The following is a 25091-nucleotide window of genomic DNA, read 5'->3' on the forward strand; positions in this document are numbered from 1 at the left end:
CGAAACCTGAGCAAACGGAGCGTGCGAACGCTCCGTTTTCATTTGTGTCGCCGACGCGGCTTATCGCCTACGGATTCTCCAGTAATATCCGAACCATGACTGCCACCCCCGCCTATATCGGACGCTTCGCCCCCACGCCCAGCGGCCACCTGCATTTCGGTTCACTGGTCGCCGCCCTGGCCTCGTACCTCGACGCCCGCTCGGTCGGCGGACGCTGGCTGCTGCGCATGGAAGACCTCGACCCGCCGCGCGAAGAACCCGGCGCCCAGGCCTCGATCCTCGATACCCTGCAACGCTACGGCTTCGAATGGGACGGCGAACTGGTCCGCCAGAGCGAACGTCACGACGCCTATGCCCAGGTCCTCGAGCGCCTGTTCAGCCAGGGCCTGGCCTACGCCTGCACCTGCTCGCGCAAGGAGTTGGAGCCCTACCTGGGGATCTACCCGGGTTTGTGCCGCAATCTCGGCCACGGCATCGAGAATGCCGCCATTCGCCTGCGTGTGCCGGAGCTGAGCTATCGCTTTGAAGACCGGGTACAAGGTTCGTTCCAGCAGCATCTGGGCCGTGAGGCCGGCGATTTTGTGATCCGCCGCCGCGACGGGCTCTACGCCTACCAACTGGCGGTGGTGCTGGACGACGCCTGGCAAGGGGTGACCGATATCGTCCGCGGCGCCGACCTGCTGGACTCCACGCCACGCCAGCTCTACCTGCAGGAGCTGCTCGGACTGCCGCAGCCGCGTTACCTGCACGTGCCGCTGATCATCCAGCCGGATGGCCACAAACTCGGCAAGTCCTACCGCTCGCCGCCGCTGGCAGCCGACCAGGCGACACCCTTGCTGATGCGCGCCCTGCGTACACTGGGGCAACACCCGCCCGCCGCACTGGAACAGGGCACGCCGCGGGAGGTGCTGGACTGGGGTATCGGCCATTGGGATGCCACACTGATTCCCAGGACAGCCACCCTGGCCGAAGCGCAATTGCACTGACGCCCCTTGCAGGTTGGCGCCCATCCGTTACCATCGCCGCACGTTTTCGGGCACGCACACAATAAAGAGAGGCCGGGATGTACATCTATCGCTTGGTCCTGCTGCTGGTGGTCGGGATCTACCTGTTCTCGCCGGCCATCATGGACTGGTGGATCGACGCCACCGGCGCCTGGTATCGCCCTTATCTGCTCTGGCTGATCCTGATCGTCGTGACCTTCATCCTGCAGAGCCAAAAAGATGCCGATGAGCTTTAGCCTGACCCAGATGCTGCTGATCAGCGCCGCGTACCTGCTGGCGTTGTTCGGCGTGGCCTGGATCAGTGAACGCGGGGTGATCCCACGCTCGATCATCCGCCACCCGCTGACCTACACCCTGTCCCTGGGCGTCTACGCCAGTGCCTGGGCGTTTTATGGCACGGTGGGCCTGGCCTACCAGTACGGCTACGGCTTTCTCTCCAGTTACCTCGGGGTTTCCGGCGCCTTCCTGCTGGCGCCGGTGCTGCTCTACCCGATCCTGAAGATCACCCGCACCTACCAGCTCTCGTCCCTGGCCGACCTGTTCGCCTTCCGCTTCCGCAGCACCTGGGCCGGCGCCCTGACCACGGTATTCATGCTGATCGGCGTGCTGCCGCTGCTGGCGTTGCAGATCCAGGCGGTGGCCGACTCCATCGGCATCCTCACCCGCGAACCGGTGCAGCACCGGGTAGCCCTGAGCTTCTGCGCGCTGATCAGCCTGTTCACCATCTTCTTCGGCTCGCGGCATATCGCCACCCGGGAAAAACACGAAGGCCTGGTGTTCGCCATTGCCTTCGAGTCGGTGATCAAGCTGATCGCCATCGGCGGGGTTGGCCTCTACGCCTTGTACGGAGTGTTCGACGGCCCGCAGCAGCTCGAGCTCTGGCTGCTGCAGAACCAGACCGCCCTGGCCGCGCTGCACACGCCGTTGCAGGAAGGTCCGTGGCGCACCCTGCTGCTGGTGTTCTTCGCCTCGGCCATTGTGATGCCGCACATGTATCACATGACCTTCACCGAGAACCTCAACCCGCGCTCCCTGGTGAGCGCCAGCTGGGGCCTGCCGCTGTTCCTGCTGCTGATGAGCCTGGCGGTGCCGCTGATTCTCTGGGCCGGACTCAAGCTCGGCGCCACCACCAACCCGGAATACTTCACCCTCGGCATCGGCATTGCCGCCAACAACGAGGCCCTGGCCCTGCTGGCCTACGTCGGCGGACTCTCGGCCGCCAGCGGGCTGATTATCGTCACCACCCTGGCGCTCTCGGGCATGGCCCTGAACCACCTGGTGCTGCCGCTCTACCAGCCGCCGGCCGAAGGCAATATCTATCGCTGGCTGAAGTGGACGCGCCGTGCCCTGATCGTTGCCATCATCATGGCCGGCTATGGTTTCTACCTGCTGCTGGGCGCCGAGCAGGATCTCGCCAACCTCGGCATCGTCGCCTTCGTCGCGACCCTGCAATTCCTCCCCGGCGTGCTCTCGGTGCTGTACTGGCCGACCGCCAACCGGCGTGGTTTCATTGCCGGCCTGCTGGCGGGGATCCTGGTCTGGCTGGTGACCATGCTGCTGCCGTTGGTCGGCAATCTGCAGGGCTTCTATGTGCCGCTGCTGAACATGATCTATGTGCTCGACGACACCAGCTGGCATATGGCGGCCATCGCCTCCCTGGCGGCCAACGTGCTGATGTTCACCCTGATCTCGCTGTTCACCAGTGCCAGCCCCGAAGAGGCCAGCGCCGCCGAAGCCTGCGCGGTGGACAACGTGCGGCGCCCGCAACGCCGCGAGCTGCACGCCGCCTCTCCGCAGGAATTCGCTACCCAGCTGGCCAAGCCGCTGGGGGCCAAGGCCGCGCAGAAAGAGGTCGAACAGGCCCTGCGCGATCTCTACCTGCCCTTCGACGAGCGTCGCCCCTACGCCCTGCGCCGCCTGCGTGACCGCATTGAAGCCAACCTGTCCGGGCTGATGGGCCCGAGCGTGGCCCAGGACATGGTGGAAACCTTCCTGCCCTACAAGGCCGGTGGCGAAAGCTATGTCACCGAAGACATCCACTTCATCGAAAGCCGCCTGGAAGACTACCACTCGCGTCTCACCGGCCTTGCCGCCGAACTCGACGCCCTGCGCCGCTACCACCGCCAGACCCTGCAGGAACTGCCGATGGGCGTCTGTTCGTTGGCCAAGGACCAGGAGATCCTGATGTGGAACAAGGCCATGGAAGAGCTCACCGGGGTCGCCGCGCAACGCGTGGTCGGCTCACGCCTGGGCACCCTCGGCGAGCCGTGGAAGGATTTGCTGCAGGGTTTTATCAACCTGCCCGACGAACACCTGCACAAACAGCACCTGGCCCTCGACGGCCAGACCCGCTGGCTGAACCTGCACAAGGCCGCCATCGACGAGCCACTGGCGCCGGGCAACAGCGGCCTGGTGCTGCTGGTCGAGGACCTCACCGAAACCCAGATGCTCGAAGACAAGCTGGTGCACTCCGAGCGGCTGGCGAGCATCGGTCGGCTGGCGGCCGGCGTGGCCCACGAGATCGGCAACCCGATCACCGGCATCGCCTGCCTGGCGCAGAACCTGCGCGAAGAGCGCGAGGACGACAGCGAACTGACCGAAATCAGCGGGCAGATCCTCGAACAGACCAAACGCGTCTCGCGCATCGTCCAGTCGCTGATGAGCTTCGCCCACGCCGGCAGTCACCAGCACAACGACGAAGCCGTCTGTCTGGCCGAGGTCGCCCAGGATGCCATTGGTCTGCTGGCCTTGAACCGGCGCAACTTCGAAGTACAGTTCTTCAACCTGTGCGATCCCGAGCACTGGGTCGACGGCGATTCCCAACGCCTGGCCCAGGTGCTCATCAACCTGCTTTCCAATGCCCGAGACGCCTCACCCGCGGGTGGTGCGGTGCGGGTCAAGAGCGAAGCTTTCGAACACACCGTCGACCTGATCGTCGAGGACGAAGGCACGGGTATCCCGAAGAACATCATGGACCGATTGTTCGAACCCTTCTTCACCACCAAGGATCCAGGCGAGGGCACCGGTCTGGGCCTTGCTCTGGTCTATTCCATCGTTGAAGAGCATTATGGACAAATCACCATCGACAGCCCGGCTGACATCCAAAGCCAACGTGGCACCCGTATCCGGGTCACCCTGCCGCGTCATGTCGAAGCGACGTCCGCTGTGAACTGAGACCGTCGAGAGAACCGAATCAATGCCGCACATTCTGATCGTCGAAGACGAAACCATTATCCGCTCCGCCCTGCGTCGCCTGCTGGAACGTAATCAGTACCAGGTCAGCGAAGCCGGTTCGGTGCAGGAAGCCCAGGAACGTTTCAGTATCCCCTCGTTCGACCTGATCGTCAGCGACCTGCGCCTGCCCGGCGCTCCCGGCACCGAGCTGATCAAGCTCGGCCAGGGCACCCCCGTGCTGATCATGACCAGCTACGCCAGCCTGCGCTCGGCCGTGGACTCGATGAAGATGGGCGCGGTGGACTACATCGCCAAGCCGTTCGACCACGACGAGATGCTCCAGGCCGTGGCCCGCATCCTCCGTGATCGCCAGGGCAACCAAGGCGCGCCGGCCGAGAAAGTCGCCGGCAAGGGCAATGGCGCGGCGGAAAAAGCCGGTGCCAACAACACCAATGGCGAAATCGGCATCATCGGCTCCTGTCCGCCGATGCAGGACCTCTACAGCAAGATCCGCAAAGTCGCGCCCACCGACTCCAACGTCCTGGTCCAGGGCGAGTCGGGTACCGGCAAGGAGCTGGTGGCCCGCGCCCTGCACAACCTGTCCAAGCGCGCCAAGGCGCCGATGATCTCGGTCAACTGCGCGGCGATTCCCGAAAGCCTGATCGAATCCGAACTGTTCGGCCACGAAAAAGGCGCCTTCACCGGGGCCAGCGCCGGTCGCGCCGGCCTGGTGGAAGCGGCGGACGGCGGCACGCTGTTCCTCGACGAAATCGGCGAGCTGCCCCTCGAAGCCCAGGCACGCCTGCTGCGGGTATTGCAGGAAGGCGAGATCCGCCGGGTCGGCTCGGTGCAGTCGCAGAAAGTCGATGTGCGCCTGATCGCCGCGACCCACCGCGACCTCAAGAGCCTGGCCAAGATCGGCCAGTTCCGCGAAGACCTTTACTACCGCCTGCACGTGATCGCCCTGAAGCTGCCGGCCTTGCGCGAGCGCGGCGCCGACGTCAACGAGATCGCCAATGCTTTCCTCGCCCGCCAGAGCGCACGGGTGGGTCGTACCGACCTGCGCTTCGCTCCCGACGCCGAGCAAGCCATTCGCCATTACTCCTGGCCGGGTAACGTCCGTGAACTGGAGAATGCGGTCGAGCGCGCGGTGATCCTGTGCGAAAGCCCGGAAATTTCCGCCGACCTGCTGGGCATCGACATCGAGCTCGGGGATCTGGAAGAGGAAGAATTCATCGGCCTGGCGCCGCAGCAGGCCAGCGCCAGTAACGCCAGCCATGAGCCGACCGAGGACCTGTCACTGGAAGACTACTTCCAGCACTTCGTCCTCGAGCACCAGGACCATATGACCGAGACCGAGCTGGCACGCAAACTCGGGGTCAGCCGCAAGTGCCTGTGGGAACGGCGCCAGCGCCTGGGCATTCCACGGCGCAAGACCGGGGTGGCCAGCGAGAGCTGAGCCGGGGGCGCCTCCACAGGTAACACCGCACCTTGTGAAAAAACTGTTACCCCGGGATTTTCACGTAACAAAAGCCGGGTCTATCGGTAACGAAGATCCGGTTTTTTTTCGCCTGAAAAAAACCATTTTCTCGGGAAAACCCAATGTTTACGGGGTTTCGAAAAAGTTGGCACGGCACCTGCTATAGCTTTGGTACAAGAACAATAACAAGCACTGCACCAGACAATAAAAACAAGACGTATCGACTCACGCACAATAAAAACAACACGGCGAGAGGCGTAGCTAACTGATTCTTTTGGAGAAGTACTGTAATTGGGGCTTGCCCCGCGACCAGGCCGAGAACAACAAAAACTGCCCTCAAAGCAGCGCCTGAACTGGTTGGATCCTCTGGATCATTACACTGCAGCGATCAAAGCAATCCGTTTGCTCTTGGCTCCCGATTGGGAGAGCCCACTGGCTTGAAGCCTAGTGGCACAGGGCGATCAACAAAAACAAGAAGCCCGAAACCATAATAAAAATAGAGCACGCAACTACTTCTGGGGGAGCTTCGGCTCCCCTTGTAGTTTCCGCGATACCGACCCGCCCGCACCACGCCTCCCCTCGATTGATTGATTGGCAGCCTTCGCAACGCCTGCAACAGGCCCTCTGCAGGGTCCCTGGCCGATACTGCGGCGGCTTCCTACACCATCCCTCGACTAAATGCTAGAATCCTCGCCCATCGTGCGGTCATTCTTTGAGGTGGCCGAATATTCCTTCAAACAGTGCCTCCCATGCTGAAGAAGCTGTTCCAGTCATTACGTTCTCCCTCGCGTCGAACGCAACATAAACGCAGCACCCCTGAAGTGCTCAACAGCAGCCAACACTCGCTGCAAAAGGCCCAGTTCAGCCGGTATGCGGTGAATATCGTCGAACGCCTGCAGAATGCCGGCTACCAGGCCTATCTGGTCGGCGGTTGCGTGCGCGACATGCTGCTCAATATCACGCCCAAGGATTTCGACGTCGCCACCAGCGCCACGCCGGAACAGATCCGCGCCGAATTCCGCAACGCCCGGATCATCGGTCGTCGCTTCAAGCTGGTGCATATCCACTTCGGTCGCGAAATCATCGAGGTCGCGACCTTTCGCGCCAACCACCCGCAGGACGAAGACGAGGACAGCAATCAGTCCTCGCGTAACGAAAGCGGGCGGATTCTGCGCGACAACGTCTACGGCACCCTCGAAGACGACGCCCAGCGCCGCGACTTCACCATCAACGCCCTGTATTACGATCCGGTCAGCGAACGCATCCTCGACTACGCCAACGGCGTGCACGATATCCGCAACCGCCTGATCCGCCTGATCGGCGACCCGACCCAGCGTTACCAGGAAGACCCGGTACGGATGCTGCGGGCCGTGCGTTTCGCCGCCAAGCTGGACTTCGGCATCGAGAAGCACACCGTCGCGCCGATTCGCAAGCTGGCACCGATGCTCCGCGAGATCCCGTCGGCGCGCCTGTTCGAAGAAGTGCTCAAGCTGTTCCTCTCGGGATATGCCGCCGACACCTTCGAAATGCTGGTCGACCTCAAGTTGTTCGAACCGCTGTTCCCGGCCAGTTTCGAGGCCCTGGAACACAACCCGACCTACACCCACACGCTGATCAGCGAAGCCTTGATCAACACCGACCTGCGTATCCAGCAGAACAAGCCGGTCACTCCGGCGTTCCTGTTTGCCGCGCTGCTCTGGCCGGCCCTGCCTGGCCGGGTATTGCGTTTGCAGGCGAAGGGCATGCCGCCGATTCCGGCGATGCAGGAAGCCGCCCACGAGTTGATCAGCGAACAGTGCCAGCGCATTGCGATTCCAAAGCGCTTCACCCTGCCGATCCGCGAAATCTGGGATATGCAGGAACGCCTGCCACGGCGCAGCGGCAAACGTGCCGACCTGTTGCTGGACAACCCACGCTTCCGCGCCGGCTACGACTTCCTGCTGCTGCGCGAAACCGCCGGCGAAGAGACCGATGGCCTGGGCGAATGGTGGACGGACTACCAGGATGCCAATGATGCCGGTCGACGCGACATGATCCGTGACCTGGGCAGCAAGGACGACGGTACCGGCAGCGGTCCGCGCAAACGTCGACGCAGCACCGCCGGCAAGCGCAAGCGTGCCGCCGGTACGGACGAGTAAGTCGATGGAACACGTGTATATCGGGCTGGGCAGCAACCTGGCGGACCCGGCGGAGCAATTGCGCAACGCCGTCCAGGCCCTGGGGCAACTGCCCGACACCGTGCTGGCGGGCGTTTCCGCGTTCTACCAGAGCGATTCGCTGCTGCCCGGTCAGCCGCGCTACACCAATGCCGTCGTCGCCCTCGACAGCGACCTGACGCCCCTGGCGCTGCTGGATGCGCTGCAAGCCATCGAAATCGACCAGGGTCGCGAACGGCATGAGCGCTGGGGGCCGCGTACCCTTGACCTGGATATCCTGCTGTTCGGTGAGCGGCTGATCGACGAGCCGCGCCTGAAAGTCCCGCATTACCATATGCAGGCCCGGGCGTTCGTGCTCTACCCCCTGGCGGAACTGGCTCCGGCAGATTTGCAGCTGGCCGATGGCCGCAGCCTCAAGGCGCTGCTGGCGGATTGCCCGTTCGTCGGCCTGGAACGCCTGCAGCCCTCCCACTGCTGAATCGCATCAGTTACGCCGGTAACACTCCCGGCGTAACATTGCGGTAACACACACGATTGACTTCCCCAGTTCTCCTCACGACTATAGGCGTCCCGTTGCCGCCTCTGCGGCGTTTGAAGGGCGCAATCCAGGCTTTGCAAGCACGACATCAGAACGTGCGCCTGTATACACGACGAATCACGCGCGTTACTCGCAGTCATTTGCACGGCGCCTAATGAGGACTTTTTCATGCCAGACATTACCCTGACCACCCTGCAAGGCCTCAAGCAAAAGGGTGAAAAAATCACCATGCTGACCTGCTACGACGCCACCTTCGCCCACGCCAGCTGCGCGGCCGGTGTCGAAGTGCTGCTGATCGGCGATTCGCTGGGCATGGTTACCCAAGGGCATGACAGCACGCTGCCCGTTACCGTCGCCGATATCTGCTATCACACGGCCAGTGTCAAACGCGGCAACCAGGGGGCCTTCATCATTGCCGACCTGCCGTTCATGGCCTACGCCACCCTCGAGCAGACCTTTCACAACAGCGGCCTGTTGATGCAGGCCGGTGCGCATATGGTCAAGGTCGAAGGCGCCGCCTGGCTCGCCGAATCCATCCGCCAGTTGGCCGAACGCGGCGTCCCGGTGTGCGTGCACATGGGCCTGACCCCACAGTCGGTGAACATCTTCGGCGGCTACAAGGTCCAGGGCCGCGGCGAAGCCCAGGCCCGGCAGATGCGCGCCGACGCCATCGCCCTGGAACAGGCCGGCGCGGCCATGATCCTGCTTGAATGCGTGCCGAGCGAACTGGCCGCGGAAATCACCCAGGCGGTGAAGGTCCCGGTGATCGGCATCGGTGCCGGCAGCGCCACCGACGGCCAGGTCCTGGTCCTGCACGACATGCTCGGCCTGTCCATCAGCGGTCGCGTGCCCAAGTTCGTGAAGAACTTCATGGCCGGCCAGGACAGCCTGCATGGCGCCCTGAGTGCCTACGTCAGTGAGGTCAAGGCCGTCACTTTCCCTGGGATCGAACACGGATTCAGTGCATGAACACAGTCAAGACCGTTCTCGAACTGCGCGCCGCCGTGGCGCGCGCCCGCGGCGAAGGCAAGCGCATCGGTTTCGTACCGACCATGGGCAACCTGCACAGCGGCCACGCGGCCCTGGTGACCAAGGCTGCGCAACGGGCGGACTTCGTGGTGGCGAGCATTTTCGTCAACCCGCTGCAATTCGGCGCCAACGAAGACCTAGACAAGTACCCACGGACCCTCGCCGCCGACCAGGAAAAACTGCTCCAGGCCGGCTGCCATCTGCTGTTCGCCCCCAGCGTCGAGGAAATGTACCCCGGCGGCATGGGCGGCCAGACCCGCGTCAGCGTCCCGCAGCTCTCCGAAGGCCTGTGCGGCGCCAGCCGTCCCGGGCATTTCGAAGGCGTGGCGACCGTGGTCAGCAAGCTGTTCAACATGGTCCAGCCGGACCTGGCGGTGTTCGGTCAGAAAGACTTCCAGCAACTGGCGGTGATCCGGCAGTTGGTGCATGACCTGAACATGCCGATCCAGATCATCGGCGAACCCACCGTGCGCGCCGCCGACGGCCTGGCGCTGTCCTCGCGCAACGGCTTTCTCGACGAACAACAGCGGGCCAAGGCACCCGCGCTGTATCGCAGCCTGAAGCAGATCGCCGAGGCCATCGAACAGGGCGAACGCGACTACCCCAAGCTACTGGCCGAACAGACCCGGCAGATCGAAAGCGCCGGCTTCCGGCCCGACTACCTGGAAATCCGCCACGCCCTGAACCTGCGCCCGGCGACGCCCGAGGACCGTGACCTGGTGATCCTGGTCGCCGCCTTCCTCGGCACCACGCGCCTGATCGACAACCTGCACCTGAACCTCGACAGCCCGGCCTGACCGCCCGATTGCCCGGCCCCACGGCTTCGGGCAAACTGCCGCCGCCCGGCGCCACGCAGCACACATGCGTGGCGCCGCACGAGGATCCGACCGAGGAAACACCCCATGCACGCCATCATGCTCAAAGCCAAACTGCATCGCGCCGAAGTCACCCACGCGGTGCTCGATTACGAAGGTTCCTGCGCCATCGACGGCGAGTGGCTGGACCTGGCCGGGATCCGTGAATACGAACAGATCCAGATCTACAACGTCGACAACGGCGAGCGTTTCACCACCTACGCCATTCGCGGCGAGGAAGGCTCGCGGATCATCTCGGTCAACGGTGCCGCCGCCCACAAGGCCGGCGTCGGCGACCGGGTGATCATCTGCGCCTACGCCCATTACAGCGAAGCCGAACTGGTGGATTTCAAACCGCGCATGCTGTACATGGCCCCGGGCAACGAACTGAGCCACACCAGCCACTCGATTCCGGTGCAGGTCGCCTGATCACCATCCAAACGTATACGCGAAAACGCCTTTCGTCCCCGAGAGTGCGAAAAAGTACCGAGTAAAGGTCAGACAAAGCCAAGACAGATGCAGGCGCGAGCGGTACTGTAATCGCCCCTGCCTCATTCAACCGTGCTGATGCAGGTTGCCGGACACTGCCAGAGACAAAAGCAGGACGTTCCGGCGTTTCTGGTGTCCAAAAAGCCAAATGTCCAAAAGGCAGCTCTCGTAAAAGGAAACCCGCAGCGATGGCGTACTACCGCACTCCTCACGACGTGACCACCCTGCCCGCCTGGCAGGCGCTGAACCAACACCGCGACAACATGCACGATTTCAGCATGCGCGAAGCTTTCAATGCCGATCCGCAGCGCTTCAATCAGTTCACCCTCAGCAGCTGCGGGTTGTTCCTCGACTACTCCAAGAACCTGATCACCCAGGAAACCCGCAACCTGCTGGTGGGCCTGGCCAATGAAGTCGACCTGCAAGGCGCGATCAAGTCGCTGTTTGCCGGTGAACTGGTCAACGCCTCCGAAGGTCGCCCGGCCCTGCACACCGCCCTGCGCCGCCCGGTGGGCGACAAGCTCTCGGTCAACGGCGTCAACGTGATGCCCGACGTGCACAAAGTGCTGAACCAGATGACCGAGCTGGTCGGAAAAATCCACGACGGCCTGTGGCGCGGCTACAGCGAAAAACCGATCACCGACGTGGTGAACATCGGTATCGGTGGTTCGTTCCTGGGGCCGGAGCTGGTGTCCGAGGCGTTGCTGTCCTACGCCCATAAAGGTGTGCGCTGCCATTACCTGGCGAATATCGATGGCAGTGAGTTCCATGAGCTGTCGGCGAAGATCCGCGCCGAGACCACCCTGTTCATCGTCTCGTCGAAAACCTTCACCACCCTTGAAACCCTGAAGAACGCCCGTGCCGCCCGTGACTGGTACCTGGCCCAGGGCGGCTCCGAAGCGGAGCTGTACAAGCACTTCATCGCGGTCTCGAGCAACAACGCCGCGGCCGTGGCCTTCGGCATCCGTGAAGAGAACATCTTCCCGATGTGGGACTGGGTCGGCGGGCGTTACTCGCTGTGGTCGGCCATCGGCTTGCCGATCGCCCTGGCCATCGGCATGTCGAACTTCAAGGAGCTGCTGTCCGGTGCCTACACCATGGACCAGCATTTCCAGACCGCGCCGTTCGAACAGAACATGCCGGTGCTGCTGGCCCTGCTGGGTGTCTGGTACGGCAACTTCTGGGGTGCGCAGAGCCATGCGATCCTGCCGTACGACCACTACCTGCGCAACATCACCAAGCACCTGCAGCAGCTGGACATGGAATCCAACGGCAAGAGCGTGCGCCAGGACGGCACGCCGGTGTCCACCGATACCGGTCCGGTGATCTGGGGCGGCGTCGGCTGCAACGGCCAGCATGCATACCACCAGTTGCTGCACCAGGGCACCCAGTTGATCCCGGCCGACTTTATCGTGCCGATCGTCAGCTTCAACCCGGTTGCCGACCACCATCAGTGGCTGTACGCCAACTGCCTGTCCCAGAGCCAGGCGCTGATGCTCGGCAAGACCCGCGACGAAGCGGAACGCGAGCTGCGTGACAAGGGCCTGAGCGAAGCCGAGGTGCAGAAACTGGCACCGCACAAGGTGATCCCGGGCAACCGTCCGAGCAACACCCTGGTGGTCGAGCGTATCAGCCCGCGTCGTCTCGGCGCCCTGGTGGCGATGTACGAACACAAGGTCTTCGTGCAGAGCGTGATCTGGGGCATCAACGCCTTCGATCAGTGGGGCGTGGAGCTGGGCAAGGAACTGGGCAAGGGCGTCTACAACCGCCTGACCGGCAGCGAAGAGTCCTCGGCCGAAGATGCTTCGACCCAGGGCCTGATCAACTACTTCCGCGGTCGTCATCGCGGTTGATAGCAGCCTCCCGGGCAGGCCCATCTACCCGGGACACCACCGAACCTGTAGGAGCAGGGCTTGCCCGCGAAGCTTTTGGCGGCTTCGAAGGCCCCTTCGCGGGCAAGCCCTGCTCCTACAAGGACCGTGTTAAGACAGTGGCATCCCGGGCGTCTGGGCCCGGGATGCCAGTCGGTGCAGGTTCGACTCTTTATCCGCTTGAACCCCGCCACAACAGAGCGCACCCTTGAGACTTGTCGTAGACAAGAACAAGGAAACGCCATGTTCGATCTTCGCACCTTCCCCAAGGCCGACGCCGTGCGTCAGGCCGCGCAATTGAGTCAGGACGACTACCGGCGCCTCTACCGCCAGTCCATCGAGCAACCCGATACCTTCTGGGCCGAACAGGCCAAACGTTTTCTCGACTGGTCCAGACCCTGGGACAGCGTCCAGCACTGGGACCTGCATACCGGCCAGGCCAGCTGGTTCGCCGGCGCGCAATTGAATGTCAGCCATAACTGCATCGACCGCCATCTCGACAGCCGTGGCGACCAGATCGCCCTGGTCTGGGAAGGCGACAACCCCAGCGAATCGGCGCAGATCACCTACCGCAAACTGCACCACAACGTCTGCCGCCTGGCCAATGTGCTCAAGGCCCGTGGCGTGAAGAAAGGCGACCGGGTGTGCATCTACATGCCGATGATTCCCGAAGCCGCCTACGCCATGCTCGCCTGCGCGCGCCTCGGCGCCATCCACTCGGTGGTCTTCGGCGGTTTTTCCCCCGACGCCCTGCGCGACCGCATCCTCGATGCCGACTGCCGCACGGTGATCACCGCCGATGAAGGCGTGCGCGGCGGCAAATACGTACCCCTCAAGCAGAATGTCGACCAGGCGCTGCTCAGTTGCCCGAATGTCAGCACCGTGCTGGTGGTGGAACGCACCCAGGCCGAGGTGAACTGGGTCGCGGACCGCGACCTCTGGTACCACGAAGCCCTGCACGGTATCAGCGCCGACTGCCCCTGCGAGCCGATGGACGCCGAAGACCCGCTGTTCATCCTCTACACCTCCGGCAGCACCGGCAAACCCAAAGGGGTATTGCACAGCACCGGCGGCTACCTGCTGCAGGTCGCCATGACCTTCCAGTACGTGTTCGACTATCGCCCCGGCGAAGTCTTCTGGTGCACCGCCGATGTCGGCTGGGTCACCGGCCACAGTTATATCGTCTACGGCCCGCTGGCCAACGGCGCGACCAGCCTGATCTACGAAGGCGTGCCGAACTATCCGGACTCCTCGCGTTTCTGGCAGGTCATCGACAAGCACCAGGTGAATATCTTCTACACCGCGCCCACCGCCCTGCGCGCCCTGATGCGCGAAGGCCCGGCACCGCTGGAAAACACCTCGCGGGCCAGCCTGCGCCTGCTCGGCAGTGTCGGCGAGCCGATCAACCCGGAAGCCTGGGAGTGGTATTTCAACGCCGTCGGCGAGCAACGCTGCCCCATCGTCGACACCTGGTGGCAGACCGAGACCGGCGGCATCATGCTCACCCCGCTGATCGCCAACAGCCGGATCAAACCCGGCTGCGCGACCCAGCCGATGTTCGGCGTACTGCCGGTCCTGCTGGATGAGCAAGGTCAGGAAATCAGTGGCGCCGGCAGCGGCGTGTTCGCCCTGAAAAGCAGTTGGCCGGGGCAGATCCGCAGCGTCTATGGCGACCCGCAGCGTATGCTCGAAACCTATTTCAAGCCCTACCCCGGTTACTACTTCACGGGCGACGGCGCCCGCCGCGACGAGGACGGCGACTACTGGATCACCGGTCGTATCGATGATGTGATCAACGTCTCCGGCCACCGTATCGGCACCGCCGAAGTGGAAAGCGCCCTGGTGCTGCATGACAGCGTCGCCGAAGCCGCCGTGGTCGGTTATCCCCACGACCTCAAGGGCCAGGGCCTGTATGCCTTCGTCACCCCGATGAAAGGCGTCGAGGCAGACGACACGCTGAAAAAAGCGCTGTTGGCCCTGGTCGGCAAGGAAATCGGCAGCTTTGCCAAGCCGGACCTGATCCAGTGGGCCCCGGCCTTGCCGAAAACCCGCTCGGGCAAGATCATGCGGCGTATCCTGCGCAAGATCGCCAGCAACGAGCTGGACAGCCTCGGCGACACCTCGACCCTGGCCGACCCGAGCGTGGTCGACGGCCTGATCGAGCAGCGCCTCAATCCCTGAACCCCGGGCGGTGGACGTTGTTCGCCGCCCTATTGACCGAGCCAGCATGGAATTCCTTCGCCGCCGCATCGAAACCCAGCTTATGAGCCTGACCGGCCTGTCCCTGGGCATGCTCGACCTGGAAAACCCCAAGGGCGACCCCGGCCTCTTCGGCCCGGACTCGGTGAGCTGGCAGGTGCATGGCGACTTCAGCAGCATGCTGATCGGCGGCATCAGCGCGCTGATGCTGCAAGCCCTGCACCCGCTGGCCCTGGCCGGGGTCTGGGACCATTCGAACTTTCGCCAGGACATGCTCGGGCGCTTGCGGCGCACCAGCCAGTTCATTGCCGGGACCACCTTCGGCTCGCGCAAGGACGCCGAGTGGTTGATCGACAAGGTCCGCACCATCCACCTGCAGGTGGTCGGCACCGCGCCGGATGGCCGGCCTTACGCCGCCAGCGACCCGGAGCTGTTGACCTGGGTGCATGTGGCCGAGGTCAGCAGCTTTCTCAAGGCCCATCTGCGCTACCGCAACCCGCAGCTGTCGCCGGCGGACCAGGACCGCTACTACGATGAAATCGCCGTGATCGCCGAACGCCTGGGCGCACAGGATGTACCCCGCTCACGCCAGGCCATCGCCGACTACCTGCAACGCATGCGCCCGCAACTGCTCTGCGATGCCCGCAGCCGCGAAGTGTTGCGCCTGCTGCTGGCCGCCCCCGCCCCGAGTCGTCTGGCCCAACCGTTCGGCAGCCTGATGATGCAGGCCGGTATCGACCTGCTGCCGGACTGGGCCGGCGAGATGCTCGGCCAGTCGCAAAACCCGCTGCAACGCCAGGTCATCCGGGCCGGCGTCAAGCGCAGCGCGCGGTTGTTGCGCTGGGCCATGCGCAACGGTTCCGCCCAGCGCGCCAAACGCCGCATGGGCCTGATCCCCTGAAGGCTGGTAAACTCCCGCGCCAAATCCGACCCCAAGGCGCCGAGCATGTCTTCCTTGAACCAGGCGCTGCGCGCCGCCCTCGATCATCGCCAGGCACTGCTCGCCGAGCTGCACGGCCAGGGCACCGATTGCTATCGCCTGTTCCACGGCAGCCAGGAAGGTGCCGGCGGCCTGACCATCGACCGCTACGGCCCGCAGTTGATGGTACAGACCTTCCACCAGACCCTGGAACGCGACGACCTGCTCGCCCTGCACGCGGCCATCAACCAGCATCTGGAACTGGACACCCTGCTGGTCTACAACGACCGCTCCAGGGGCAACTCGCGGATCGATCGTGAAGACCCGGTCTATCGCGCCGACGAAGCCGCCCTCGCCGACCTGGTCGGTCATGAGGGCGGCCTGAACTACCGCGTCCGTGGCCGTCACCCCGGCCAGGACCCACTGCTGTTCCTCGACCTGCGCAACGCCCGCGCCTGGGTCCGCCAGCACAGCGCCGGCAAGAGCGTGCTGAACCTCTTCGCCTACACCTGCGGCGTCGGCCTCAGCGCCGCCGCCGGCGGTGCCCGGGAGGTCTGCAACCTGGACTTCGCCGAAGGCAACCTGGCGGTCGGCCGGGAGAACGGCCTGCTCAACCCGCACCTGCCGGAGATGGACTTCATCCAATCCGACTACTTCCCCGCCATCCGCCAGCTCGCCGGCCTGCCCATCAGCCAGCGGCGCGGGCAGAAGCTGCCCAGCTACCAGCGCCTGGAACAGCGCCAGTACGACCTGGTGCTGCTCGACCCGCCCGCCTGGGCCAAGAGCGCCTTCGGCACCGTCGACCTGCTGCGCGACTACCAGAGCCTGCTCAAGCCGGCCCTGCTGGCGACCGCCGACAACGGCGTGCTGATCTGCTGCAACAACCTGGCGAAAGTCAGCCTGGAAGACTGGCGCGAACAGGTCCTGCGTTGCGCGGAAAAAGCCGGGCGTCCGGTGCGTGAATGGCAAGTGCTGGCCCCTGCCGCCGACTTCCCTTCCCGCGACCTGCAACCGCCATTGAAGACCCTGGTTTTGCACCTGTAGGAACCACTCGCAAATACCCGCTTTTACGCAGCAACAAGGGGCTTGCTTCGGAACCGCAAACGCATGCCATACTCCAAGGCACCTCCACCAAGAGAGACGACGCCTCACATGCCCAAAGGATTGAAACGCGCCCTCGGCGCCTTGTTGACCGGCCTCGCGCTGTACACCGTGCTCGGGTTCCTGATCATCCCCGGTGTTGGCCTGCGTATCGCCAACCAGCAACTGGCGCACTACGCCACGGTGCCCGCCAGCCTGCAGCGCCTGGAGTTCAATCCTTTCAGTCTCGAGCTGACCCTATGGGGACTGAATATCGGTGAACCGGGCAAGGAACAGGTCGCGTTCGAGCGTCTCTACGTCAACCTGCAGATCGACAGTCTCTGGACCCACGCCCTGCACCTGGTCGACATCCAGCTGGACAAGCCCAACACCGAGGTGACATTCAGCAAGGACGGCACCCTGAACCTCGCCCAGCTGTTCAAGCTGCCGCCCAGCGAACCGACCCCGGCCGCCCCCAATAGCAAGCCCTTCCCGGTGCGCATCGACCAGATCGAACTGGCCGGCGGGCGCTTGCATTTCCAGGACCTGCGCCCCAGCGAGCCGATCGAGTTCACCTACACCCCGATGGACCTGGCGCTGAAGAACCTCAGCACCCTGCCTGAAGACAACGCCGCCATGACCCTGGTGGCCATCGGTGGCGATAGCGGACGGATCGACTGGAAAGGCAACTTCAGCCTGGTGCCAGTGGCTTCCGAGGGCTCGCTGAAGATCAGCGACAGCCATATGAAAGGCTGGTGGCCCTATGTGCGCGATGCCCTGCCACTGGTACTCGAGGACGGTGTCATCAACCTCAGCACCGACTACAAGTTCAGCCTCGCCAAAGACACCGAGCTGCTGCTGAGCAACACCGCCGTCAGCGTCGCGCCCTTCGCCATGAAGGCGCCGGATGGGCGCCCGCTGGTACGCCTGGAGCGCCTGGACGTCAGCGAAACCAGCGTCGACCTGGCCAAGCAGCAGGTCGTGGTCGGCAAGATCCGCAGCAACAAGCTCGAAACCTGGGCCGCCCGCGAGAAGGACGGGCAACTCGATTGGCAGAAACTCTTCGCCTCACAACCGGCCAAACCGGCGCCCAAGGAAGCACCGGCGGCTTCCGACACGGCCAAGACCGAACCGCCAGCGCCGAGCAAGCCCTGGCAGGTCCTGCTCAAGGATGTGCAACTGCGCGACTACCGCGTGCACCTGGCCGACCGCGCGCCGAAAACCCAGGTGGCCCTGGAGCTCGGTCCGCTGAACCTGGACCTGGAAAACTTCGACAGCCTCAACCAGTCACCCTTCACCCTCAAGCTCGACACCGGGCTGGGCAAGCAGGGCAAGATCCTCGCCAGCGGCGAAGTCAACCTGAACCCGATCAGCGCCAAGCTCAAGGTCAACACCCAGGACATCGACCTGCGGGTGGCCCAGGCCTATGTCGAGCCGTTCATTCGTCTGGAAGTGCGCAGCGGCATGCTCGGCAGCGACCTCGCGGTCAACCTGAAAAGCGTCGACCCGCTGGCCTTCAGCGTGACCGGCAAGGCCCAGGTCGACCAGTTGCACACCCTCGACACCCTCAAGAGCCGCGACTTCGTGAAGTGGCAGAAGCTGACGATCGATGGCCTGAGCTATCAGCACGGTGACAGCTTGTCGATCGACAAGGTCAACCTGCTGCAACCCTATGCCCGCTTCATGATCAACGATGATCGCACCACCAACATCGATGACCTGCTGATCCCGCAACCGCCGGCGAGCAAGTCGGCGGAAAAAGCCAAGGCGCAACCCACGGCATCCAGCAGCAAGCCGCTGGGTATCCACGTTGGCGGTATTGCCATCAATGACGGCTCGGCCAACTTTGCCGACTTCAGCCTGACCCCGCACTTCGCCACGGCGGTCCAGCAGCTCAACGGCCAGATCGGCACCATCGACAGCCGCCAGCCGAAACCGGCCGGCGTCGATATCAACGGCAAGGTCGATCGTTATGCGCCGGTCACCATCAAGGGCGCGGTGAACCCGTTCGACCCGATGGCCAGCCTGGATATCGCCACCAGCTTCAAGCGCGTCGAGCTGACCACGCTGACCCCCTACTCCGGCAAGTTCGCCGGCTACCGCATCCGCAAGGGCCGGCTCAATCTCGACGTGCACTACCTGATCACCAAGGGCCAGCTGAAAGCCGAAAACAAACTGGTGGTCGAACAACTGCAACTGGGTGAGAAGGTCGACAGCCCGGATGCCGTGGACCTGCCGATCAAGCTGGCGATTGCCCTGCTCAAGGACTCCGACGGCAACATCTCCATCGAACTGCCGGTGAGCGGCGACCTCAACAACCCGCAGTTCAGCGTGATGCCGATCATCTGGCAGACCCTGCGCAACCTGATCGTGCGGGCCGCCACCGCGCCCTTCAAGTTCATTGGCGGGCTGATCTCCGGGGGCGACGCCCAGGACCTCAGCAACGTGTCCTTTGCTCCCGGCTCCAGCGAGCTGAGCAGCGATGCCCAGTCGTCCCTGACCAAGCTGGCGGCGGCCCTGAAGGAGCGTCCCAACCTGCGCCTGGAAATCGAAGGCACCGCGGCCCAGAGCAGTGACGGCGCGTTGATCGCCCAGCAGCGCCTGGATCGCGAATACCAGGCCACCTACTACAAGATGCTCCAGCGTCGCGGCGACAAGGTGCCGGCCCAGGCCTCGATGCTCCAGGTGCCGGAAGGAGAGAAAGCGCCGATGCTCGAGGGCATCTACCGCACCCTGCTCAAGCAGCAACCGCCTGCCGAGTGGGCCAAGCTGGGTAACGACGAACGTAGCGCCAAACTGAAGGCCGGGGTGATCACAGCCTGGAGCGGCAATGAGCCGCTGCTGCGCAAGCTCGGCCAGGACCGCGCCAGCAGCATCAAGGACTTCCTGGTGGACAAGGGCCAACTGGCCGATGACCGCGTGTACCTTATCGACGCCAACCTCGGCGATGCGCAGAAAGATGGCAGTGTCGTGACCCCGTTGCATCTGGATAGCGAGTAAGCATGCTCAAACCGCTGATGTTCGGCCTGGCGCTGGCGTTGCTCGCCGGCCAGGCCCAGGCCGACACCCTGCGTTGCGGCAGCCAGTTGATCAGCGTGGGGGATCGCAAGTCGGAAGTTCTCGGCAAATGCGGCGAGCCGCGCTCCCAGGACCTGGTGGGCTATCAGCGCAGCTTCGACCGGCGCACCGAGGTGCAGATCGAAGAGTGGGTCTATCCGCAGAGCGGTGGCATGGTCCAGTACCTGCGCTTTGTCGGTGGACGCCTGGAGCGTATCGACAGCAAGCGCGGTAACTGACAACCCATAATAAAACAGGCCCCGACACACTGCGTCGGGGCCTGTAGTTGGTCACTCCCTGTGACCCATCGCCTGAACCTCGAGGCTCGGCAAGCGTACTGCAACACTACTTGCTTCACCCTAAAGCGGGTTCAAGCGAGATCCTTGTGCGTTACTCGGTTTTCAAGCCAGCGGCCGAAACGTCTTTGACCCCTTTGATTTTCTTGGTGATGCTCACCGCGGTATCTTTCTGTGCGGAAGTCACCGGGGTCATGGACGACAGGGAAACCACACCTTTGTTGGTTTCAACCTTGATGTCGGTACCCGGGATGCCTTTTTCGGTGACCAGGTCAGCTTTGACCTTGGTGGTGATCCAGGTGTCGGAAGTTTCTTCCTTGGCCTTGGTGACTTCACCAGCCGCGACAACCATTGGAGCCTGAGAAGTCGGTTGAGCGGCAAATGCGGCATTGGCCAAGGTCAGGGTCAGAGCGGTGGCAGTGGCGGCAGCGATAGCGAACTTCTTCATACAAATAACTCCTGTTCTTCTGGAAAAGTCTGCGCCTGGATCCTGGCGGCAGGGTTATCTGTTAGGTTGCAGGCGCTGTGCCAACCCACGAAAACAAAATAAAACTATAAAAATCAACAAGTTAAAACAAACCATAAAAATCGGAATCGTGCAGATTGCATGACCGGCCGCCAAACTGCATGCAAGTTGCGGGTTTGCGCGGCGAGCCCCCCACTGAGATATCGGGCTTTTCCAGCGCCCATAAAAAAGCACCCCGAAGGGTGCCTTTTTCAGCGAGAAGTCAAAGCGCGATTAAACGCCCGACGCCTTGGCTGCTGCAACGTCCTTGATGGACAGCTTGATACGGCCGCGGTTGTCCACGTCCAGTACCAGCACTTCCACTTCCTGGCCTTCTTTCAGGATATCGGTCACTTTCTCTACGCGAGCGTCGCTCAGCATCGAGATGTGAACCAGACCGTCCTTGCCTGGCAGGATGTTGACGAATGCGCCGAAGTCGACGATGCGCTCAACCTTACCGACGTAGATCTTGCCGATTTCAGCTTCCGCGGTGATGCCCAGGACGCGCTGACGAGCCGCTTCAGCCGCTTCCTTGGTTTCGCCGAAGATCTTGATCGAGCCGTCGTCTTCGATGTCGATCGAAGCCTTGGTCTCTTCACAGATCGCACGAATGGTCGCGCCGCCTTTACCGATGACATCACGGATTTTGTCGGTGTCGATTTTCATCGCGATCATGGTCGGAGCATTTTCCGACAGCTCGGTGCGGGACTGACCAATGATCTGGTTCATCTGGCCGAGGATGTTCAGGCGCGCTTCCAGGGCTTGGCCCAGGGCGATCTCCATGATCTCTTCGGTGATGCCCTTGATCTTGATGTCCATCTGCAGCGCGGTGACGCCTTTGGCGGTACCGGCTACCTTGAAGTCCATGTCGCCGAGGTGGTCTTCGTCACCCAGGATGTCGGTCAGGATGGCGAATTTCTCGCCTTCTTTGACCAGACCCATGGCGATACCGGCAACCGGCGCCTTCATCGGCACACCGGCGTCCATCAGGGCCAGGGAAGCGCCACAGACCGAAGCCATGGAGCTCGAACCGTTGGACTCGGTGATTTCCGAAACCACGCGGATGGTGTACGGGAATTCAGCGGCATCCGGCAGCATGGCCTGGACCGAACGACGGGCCAGACGACCGTGACCGATTTCACGACGACCCGCGCCGCCCATGCGACCACACTCACCGACCGAGAACGGCGGGAAGTTGTAGTGCAGCATGAAGGGGTCTTTTTTCTCGCCTTCCAGGGTATCCAGCAGCTGTGCATCACGGGCAGTACCCAATGTTGCAACAACCAGCGCCTGGGTTTCACCACGGGTGAACAGGGCCGAACCGTGGGTCTTGGGCAGAACACCGACTTCGATGTTCAGCGGACGTACGGTCTTGGTGTCGCGGCCGTCGATACGTGGCTTGCCGTTGACGATGTTTTCGCGAACGGTGCGGTATTCGATTTCGCCGAAAGCGGCTTTCACTTCGCTGGAGGAAGGCTGGCCTTCTTCACCGGACAGTTTGGCAACCACCTGGTCTTTCAGCTCGCCCAGACGCGCGTAACGGTCGGCCTTGACGGTGATGGTGTAGGCCTGGGAGATCGCGTCGCCGAACTCGGCACGGATCGCGCCCAGCAGGGCAGTGGCTTCTGGAGCGGCAGCCCAGGTCCAGGTTGGCTTGGCAGCTTCGGCGGCCAGTTCCTTGACAGCCTGGATAACCACTTGGAATTCGTCGTGGGCGAACAGCACGGCGCCCAGCATCTGGTCTTCGGTCAGCTCCTTGGCTTCCGATTCAACCATCAGTACCGCTTCCGAGGTACCGGCAACGACCATGTCCAGGCTCGAGGCTTTCTGTTGTTCGTAAGTCGGGTTCAGCAGGTAGCCGGTGCTTTCGTGGAAAGCCACGCGCGCGGCGCCGATCGGGCCATCGAAAGGAATACCGGAGATGGCCAGGGCCGCCGAGGTACCGATCATCGCAGCGATGTCCGGATCGGTCTTCTTGCTGGTGGAAACGACGGTGCAGACAACCTGCACTTCGTTCATGAAACCTTCAGGGAACAGCGGGCGGATCGGACGGTCGATCAGGCGCGAAGTCAGGGTTTCTTTTTCGGAAGGACGGCCTTCACGCTTGAAGAAGCCACCAGGGATCTTGCCGGCGGCGTAGGTTTTTTCCTGGTAGTGCACGGACAGCGGGAAGAAGCCTTTGCTTGGATCCGCTTGCTTGGCACCGACAACGGTCACCAATACGCTGACGTCGTCGTCAACGGTGACCAATACTGCGCCGGAAGCCTGACGGGCGATACGGCCTGTCTCGAGGGTGACGGTCGACTGACCGAACTGGAATTTTTTGATGACCGGGTTCACGGTGTCCTACCTTCTTTTGTGGCTCTTGGGGAACTTGTCTTCTTGCGAAATTCTTGGGCAACGCCGGGAATCGGCCCGACTGTCATTGTCCGGATGCTGTCTTCGGGTAAAGCAGGTGCTCAGATAAAACTTGAGGCTGGAAGCTTGCCATGCGCCGGCGGGAAACCCGCTGACGCACAGCAAACAACCAACCTCATAGCGCAATCGCTGATTAGCGACGCAGACCCAGGCGACCGATCAGAGCGCTGTAACGGCTCACGTCCTTGCCTTTCAGGTAGTCCAGCAGCTTACGACGCTGGTTAACCATGCGGATCAGACCACGACGGGAGTGGTGGTCTTTACCGTTGGCCTTGAAGTGACCTTGCAGTTTGTTGATGTTGGCGGTCAGCAGTGCAACTTGCACTTCTGGCGAACCAGTATCACCAACGGCTTGCTGGTAGTCGGTAACGATTTGAGCTTTTTCTTCAACGCTGAGAGCCATGAGGCAATCCTTTTATCAAGAAACTGTTTCAAAAAAACAGTTTCAACAGGCCAGGGACAAATCCCTGTATCTATAAATGAGTAGTGACCGTGCCTGTTGACAGCCACCCTCTCCAGCCTGCTTTGACACAGGCTGGTTTCCGGTCATTCTGACCGAATCAGCCGACGCGGCGCGATGCGCCCGTCTTCGCTCACTTCACCGATACCGATAAAGCGACCGTTATGATCCTGTACCCGCACCATGCCGAACTTCGGCGCGTCCGGGGCACGTACCGGTTGGCCGTTGAGCCAATAGAACGCACTGTGCTCGGAAAAGTGCAGCAGCGGCCAGTCTAGCAGACCGCTGTCCGAAGGCATGAGGAAGCGATCAACCGCCTCGTTGCCGCCTTCGGCATGCACCGCCTCGAGCTCTTCCAGCGTGACGGTCTGGGCCAGGGTGAAAGGGCCGGCCTGGGTCCGTCGCAATTCTGCCACGTACGCGCCACAACCGAGCTTCTCACCGATATCCTCCACCAGGGTACGAATATAGGTGCCCTTGCTGCAGTCCACCGCCAGCCGCGCAGTATCACCTTCGCAGGCGAGCAATTCCAAGCGCGCAATAGTAACAGAACGCGGTTCGCGCTCCACTACTTCACCGGCACGGGCGAGCTTGTACAACGGCTGTCCGTCCCGCTTGAGCGCCGAGTACATCGGCGGTATCTGACTGATTTGACCGCGAAATTCCGGCAACACCGCTTCGATATCGGCACGACCAACGGTCACCGGGCGCGTCTGCAAAACCTCGCCTTCGGCGTCCGCGGTGGTGGTGGTCTTGCCCAGTTGCGCGAGGGTTTCATAACCCTTGTCGGAATCGAGCAGATACTGCGAGAACTTGGTGGCCTCGCCGAAACACAACGGCAGCACGCCGGTGGCCAACGGATCGAGGCTGCCGGTATGGCCGGCCTTCTCGGCGTTGAGCAACCAGCGGACCTTCTGCAAGGCAGCGTTGGAAGTGAACCCCAACGGCTTGTCCAGCAGAATGATGCCGCTGACATTACGACGGATACGCTTGACCTGAGCCACCGATTACTCCCGACCGTCTTCTGGAAGGGTGTCTTCTGGAGCCGCGCCGTCGACATGTTGATTGTCTTCGGCCACGGCGCGCTCGATCAGCGCCGACAGGTGGGCACCACGCACGACGCTTTCGTCGTAGTGGAAGTGCAACTGCGGCACGCTGCGCAGTTTCATCTCGCGAGCCAGTTGCATGCGCAGGAAACCCGCCGCCGCGTTGAGCACCTTGATGCTCTGGGCGATGTCTTCCGGGTTGTCCTGGCCCATCACGGTGATGAAGATCTTCGCGTGGCCGACGTCACGGCTGACGTCGACGGCGGTAATGGTGACCAGGCCGACGCGCGGGTCTTTGACTTCACGACGGATCAGCTGCGCGAGCTCACGCTGCATCTGGTCGCCGATACGTTGGGTACGGCTGTATTCTTTTGCCATGTCTTGTTACCTGTAGCTGCCCTGCGGTGAAACCCGCGGGTCTGAAAGCGGCAAACGCCCGGCCTGGCAGAAGCCGGACCGGGCGTTGCGTTTAGAGTCCTGACGCCGTGCCGCGCATTTCAATGCGACGGCTCGGCG

General features: G+C 62.7%; 20 protein-coding genes. 15 read left to right on the plus strand and 5 right to left on the minus strand.

The window, feature by feature from the left end; translation table 11 throughout:
* The first annotated feature begins 95 nt into the window (after positions 1–95).
* The 15 genes from gluQRS to M5C71_RS31430 all read left to right on the plus strand — a co-directional run bounded on the left by gluQRS (position 96) and on the right by M5C71_RS31430 (position 20089).
* On the plus strand, positions 96–986 hold the full coding sequence (gluQRS, locus tag M5C71_RS31360; protein WP_103495469.1) for a tRNA glutamyl-Q(34) synthetase GluQRS: 891 nt from the start codon (positions 96–98) through the stop codon (positions 984–986).
* A 77-nt stretch (positions 987–1063) separates the two neighbouring features.
* Entirely contained in the window at positions 1064–1240 is a 177-nt protein-coding gene (locus M5C71_RS31365; protein ID WP_003176118.1) for a hypothetical protein, read from the plus strand.
* The gene (locus tag M5C71_RS31370) at positions 1224–4178 is read left to right on the plus strand and encodes a sensor histidine kinase (protein WP_247263093.1); all 2955 of its coding nucleotides are present in this window, start codon (positions 1224–1226) and stop codon (positions 4176–4178) included. Before M5C71_RS31365 ends, M5C71_RS31370 begins: the two co-directional genes overlap by 17 nt.
* 22 nt (positions 4179–4200) lie before the next feature.
* Positions 4201–5637 (plus strand): sigma-54 dependent transcriptional regulator, encoded by a 1437-nt coding sequence (locus M5C71_RS31375; protein ID WP_248769542.1) that lies wholly within the window; start codon positions 4201–4203, stop codon positions 5635–5637.
* A gap of 770 nt (positions 5638–6407) precedes the next feature.
* Positions 6408–7796 (plus strand): polynucleotide adenylyltransferase PcnB, encoded by a 1389-nt coding sequence (locus M5C71_RS31380; RefSeq protein WP_218226360.1) that lies wholly within the window; start codon positions 6408–6410, stop codon positions 7794–7796.
* A gap of 4 nt (positions 7797–7800) precedes the next feature.
* On the plus strand, positions 7801–8292 hold the full coding sequence (gene folK / locus M5C71_RS31385; protein WP_103495473.1) for a 2-amino-4-hydroxy-6-hydroxymethyldihydropteridine diphosphokinase: 492 nt from the start codon (positions 7801–7803) through the stop codon (positions 8290–8292).
* A 228-nt stretch (positions 8293–8520) separates the two neighbouring features.
* Complete coding sequence (gene panB / locus M5C71_RS31390) at positions 8521–9321, plus strand: 3-methyl-2-oxobutanoate hydroxymethyltransferase (RefSeq protein ID WP_103495474.1); 801 nt, start codon at positions 8521–8523, stop codon at positions 9319–9321.
* A complete protein-coding gene (gene panC / locus M5C71_RS31395; RefSeq protein ID WP_152737615.1) occupies positions 9318–10178 on the plus strand; it encodes a pantoate--beta-alanine ligase in 861 nt (286 codons plus the stop codon). Before panB ends, panC begins: the two co-directional genes overlap by 4 nt.
* A 105-nt stretch (positions 10179–10283) precedes the next feature.
* Positions 10284–10664 (plus strand): aspartate 1-decarboxylase, encoded by a 381-nt coding sequence (gene panD / locus M5C71_RS31400; protein WP_040064140.1) that lies wholly within the window; start codon positions 10284–10286, stop codon positions 10662–10664.
* A gap of 248 nt (positions 10665–10912) precedes the next feature.
* Positions 10913–12577, plus strand: a complete 1665-nt coding sequence (gene pgi, locus M5C71_RS31405) for a glucose-6-phosphate isomerase (RefSeq protein WP_103495476.1) — start codon at positions 10913–10915, stop codon at positions 12575–12577.
* Between the two features lie 261 nt (positions 12578–12838).
* Positions 12839–14776, plus strand: coding sequence for an acetate--CoA ligase (acs, locus tag M5C71_RS31410; protein WP_248769543.1), 1938 nt, complete (start codon positions 12839–12841; stop codon positions 14774–14776).
* A gap of 46 nt (positions 14777–14822) precedes the next feature.
* Positions 14823–15695 carry an oxygenase MpaB family protein gene (locus tag M5C71_RS31415; RefSeq protein WP_248769544.1) on the plus strand — a complete coding sequence of 291 codons (873 nt, stop codon included), beginning with the start codon at positions 14823–14825 and terminating at the stop codon, positions 15693–15695.
* A gap of 45 nt (positions 15696–15740) precedes the next feature.
* The gene (locus M5C71_RS31420) at positions 15741–16757 is read left to right on the plus strand and encodes a class I SAM-dependent methyltransferase (protein ID WP_248769545.1); all 1017 of its coding nucleotides are present in this window, start codon (positions 15741–15743) and stop codon (positions 16755–16757) included.
* 108 nt (positions 16758–16865) lie between these two features.
* Entirely contained in the window at positions 16866–19793 is a 2928-nt protein-coding gene (locus M5C71_RS31425) for a DUF748 domain-containing protein (protein ID WP_248769546.1), read from the plus strand.
* A gap of 2 nt (positions 19794–19795) precedes the next feature.
* Positions 19796–20089: a DUF2845 domain-containing protein gene (locus M5C71_RS31430; protein ID WP_152737621.1), complete on the plus strand. Its 294-nt coding sequence runs from the start codon at positions 19796–19798 to the stop codon at positions 20087–20089.
* Between the two features lie 151 nt (positions 20090–20240).
* On the opposite strand, the gene M5C71_RS31435 is transcribed toward M5C71_RS31430, so the two are convergent.
* The 5 genes from M5C71_RS31435 to rbfA all read right to left on the minus strand — a co-directional run bounded on the left by M5C71_RS31435 (position 20241) and on the right by rbfA (position 24953).
* Positions 20241–20594 carry a BON domain-containing protein gene (locus M5C71_RS31435; RefSeq protein WP_152737622.1) on the minus strand — a complete coding sequence of 118 codons (354 nt, stop codon included), beginning with the start codon at positions 20592–20594 and terminating at the stop codon, positions 20241–20243.
* A 291-nt stretch (positions 20595–20885) separates the two neighbouring features.
* The gene (gene pnp, locus M5C71_RS31440; protein WP_103495483.1) at positions 20886–22991 is read right to left on the minus strand and encodes a polyribonucleotide nucleotidyltransferase; all 2106 of its coding nucleotides are present in this window, start codon (positions 22989–22991) and stop codon (positions 20886–20888) included.
* A 211-nt stretch (positions 22992–23202) separates the two neighbouring features.
* Positions 23203–23472, minus strand: coding sequence for a 30S ribosomal protein S15 (gene rpsO, locus M5C71_RS31445; protein WP_002555121.1), 270 nt, complete (start codon positions 23470–23472; stop codon positions 23203–23205).
* A gap of 143 nt (positions 23473–23615) precedes the next feature.
* Complete coding sequence (truB, locus tag M5C71_RS31450; RefSeq protein WP_103495484.1) at positions 23616–24533, minus strand: tRNA pseudouridine(55) synthase TruB; 918 nt, start codon at positions 24531–24533, stop codon at positions 23616–23618.
* A 3-nt stretch (positions 24534–24536) separates the two neighbouring features.
* Positions 24537–24953, minus strand: coding sequence for a 30S ribosome-binding factor RbfA (gene rbfA / locus M5C71_RS31455; protein ID WP_100939594.1), 417 nt, complete (start codon positions 24951–24953; stop codon positions 24537–24539).
* Positions 24954–25091: the final 138 nt, after the last annotated feature.

Origin of the sequence: Pseudomonas sp. MWU12-2345 (assembly GCF_023242385.1) — a bacterium.
GTDB lineage: Bacteria > Pseudomonadota > Gammaproteobacteria > Pseudomonadales > Pseudomonadaceae > Aquipseudomonas > Aquipseudomonas gingeri_D.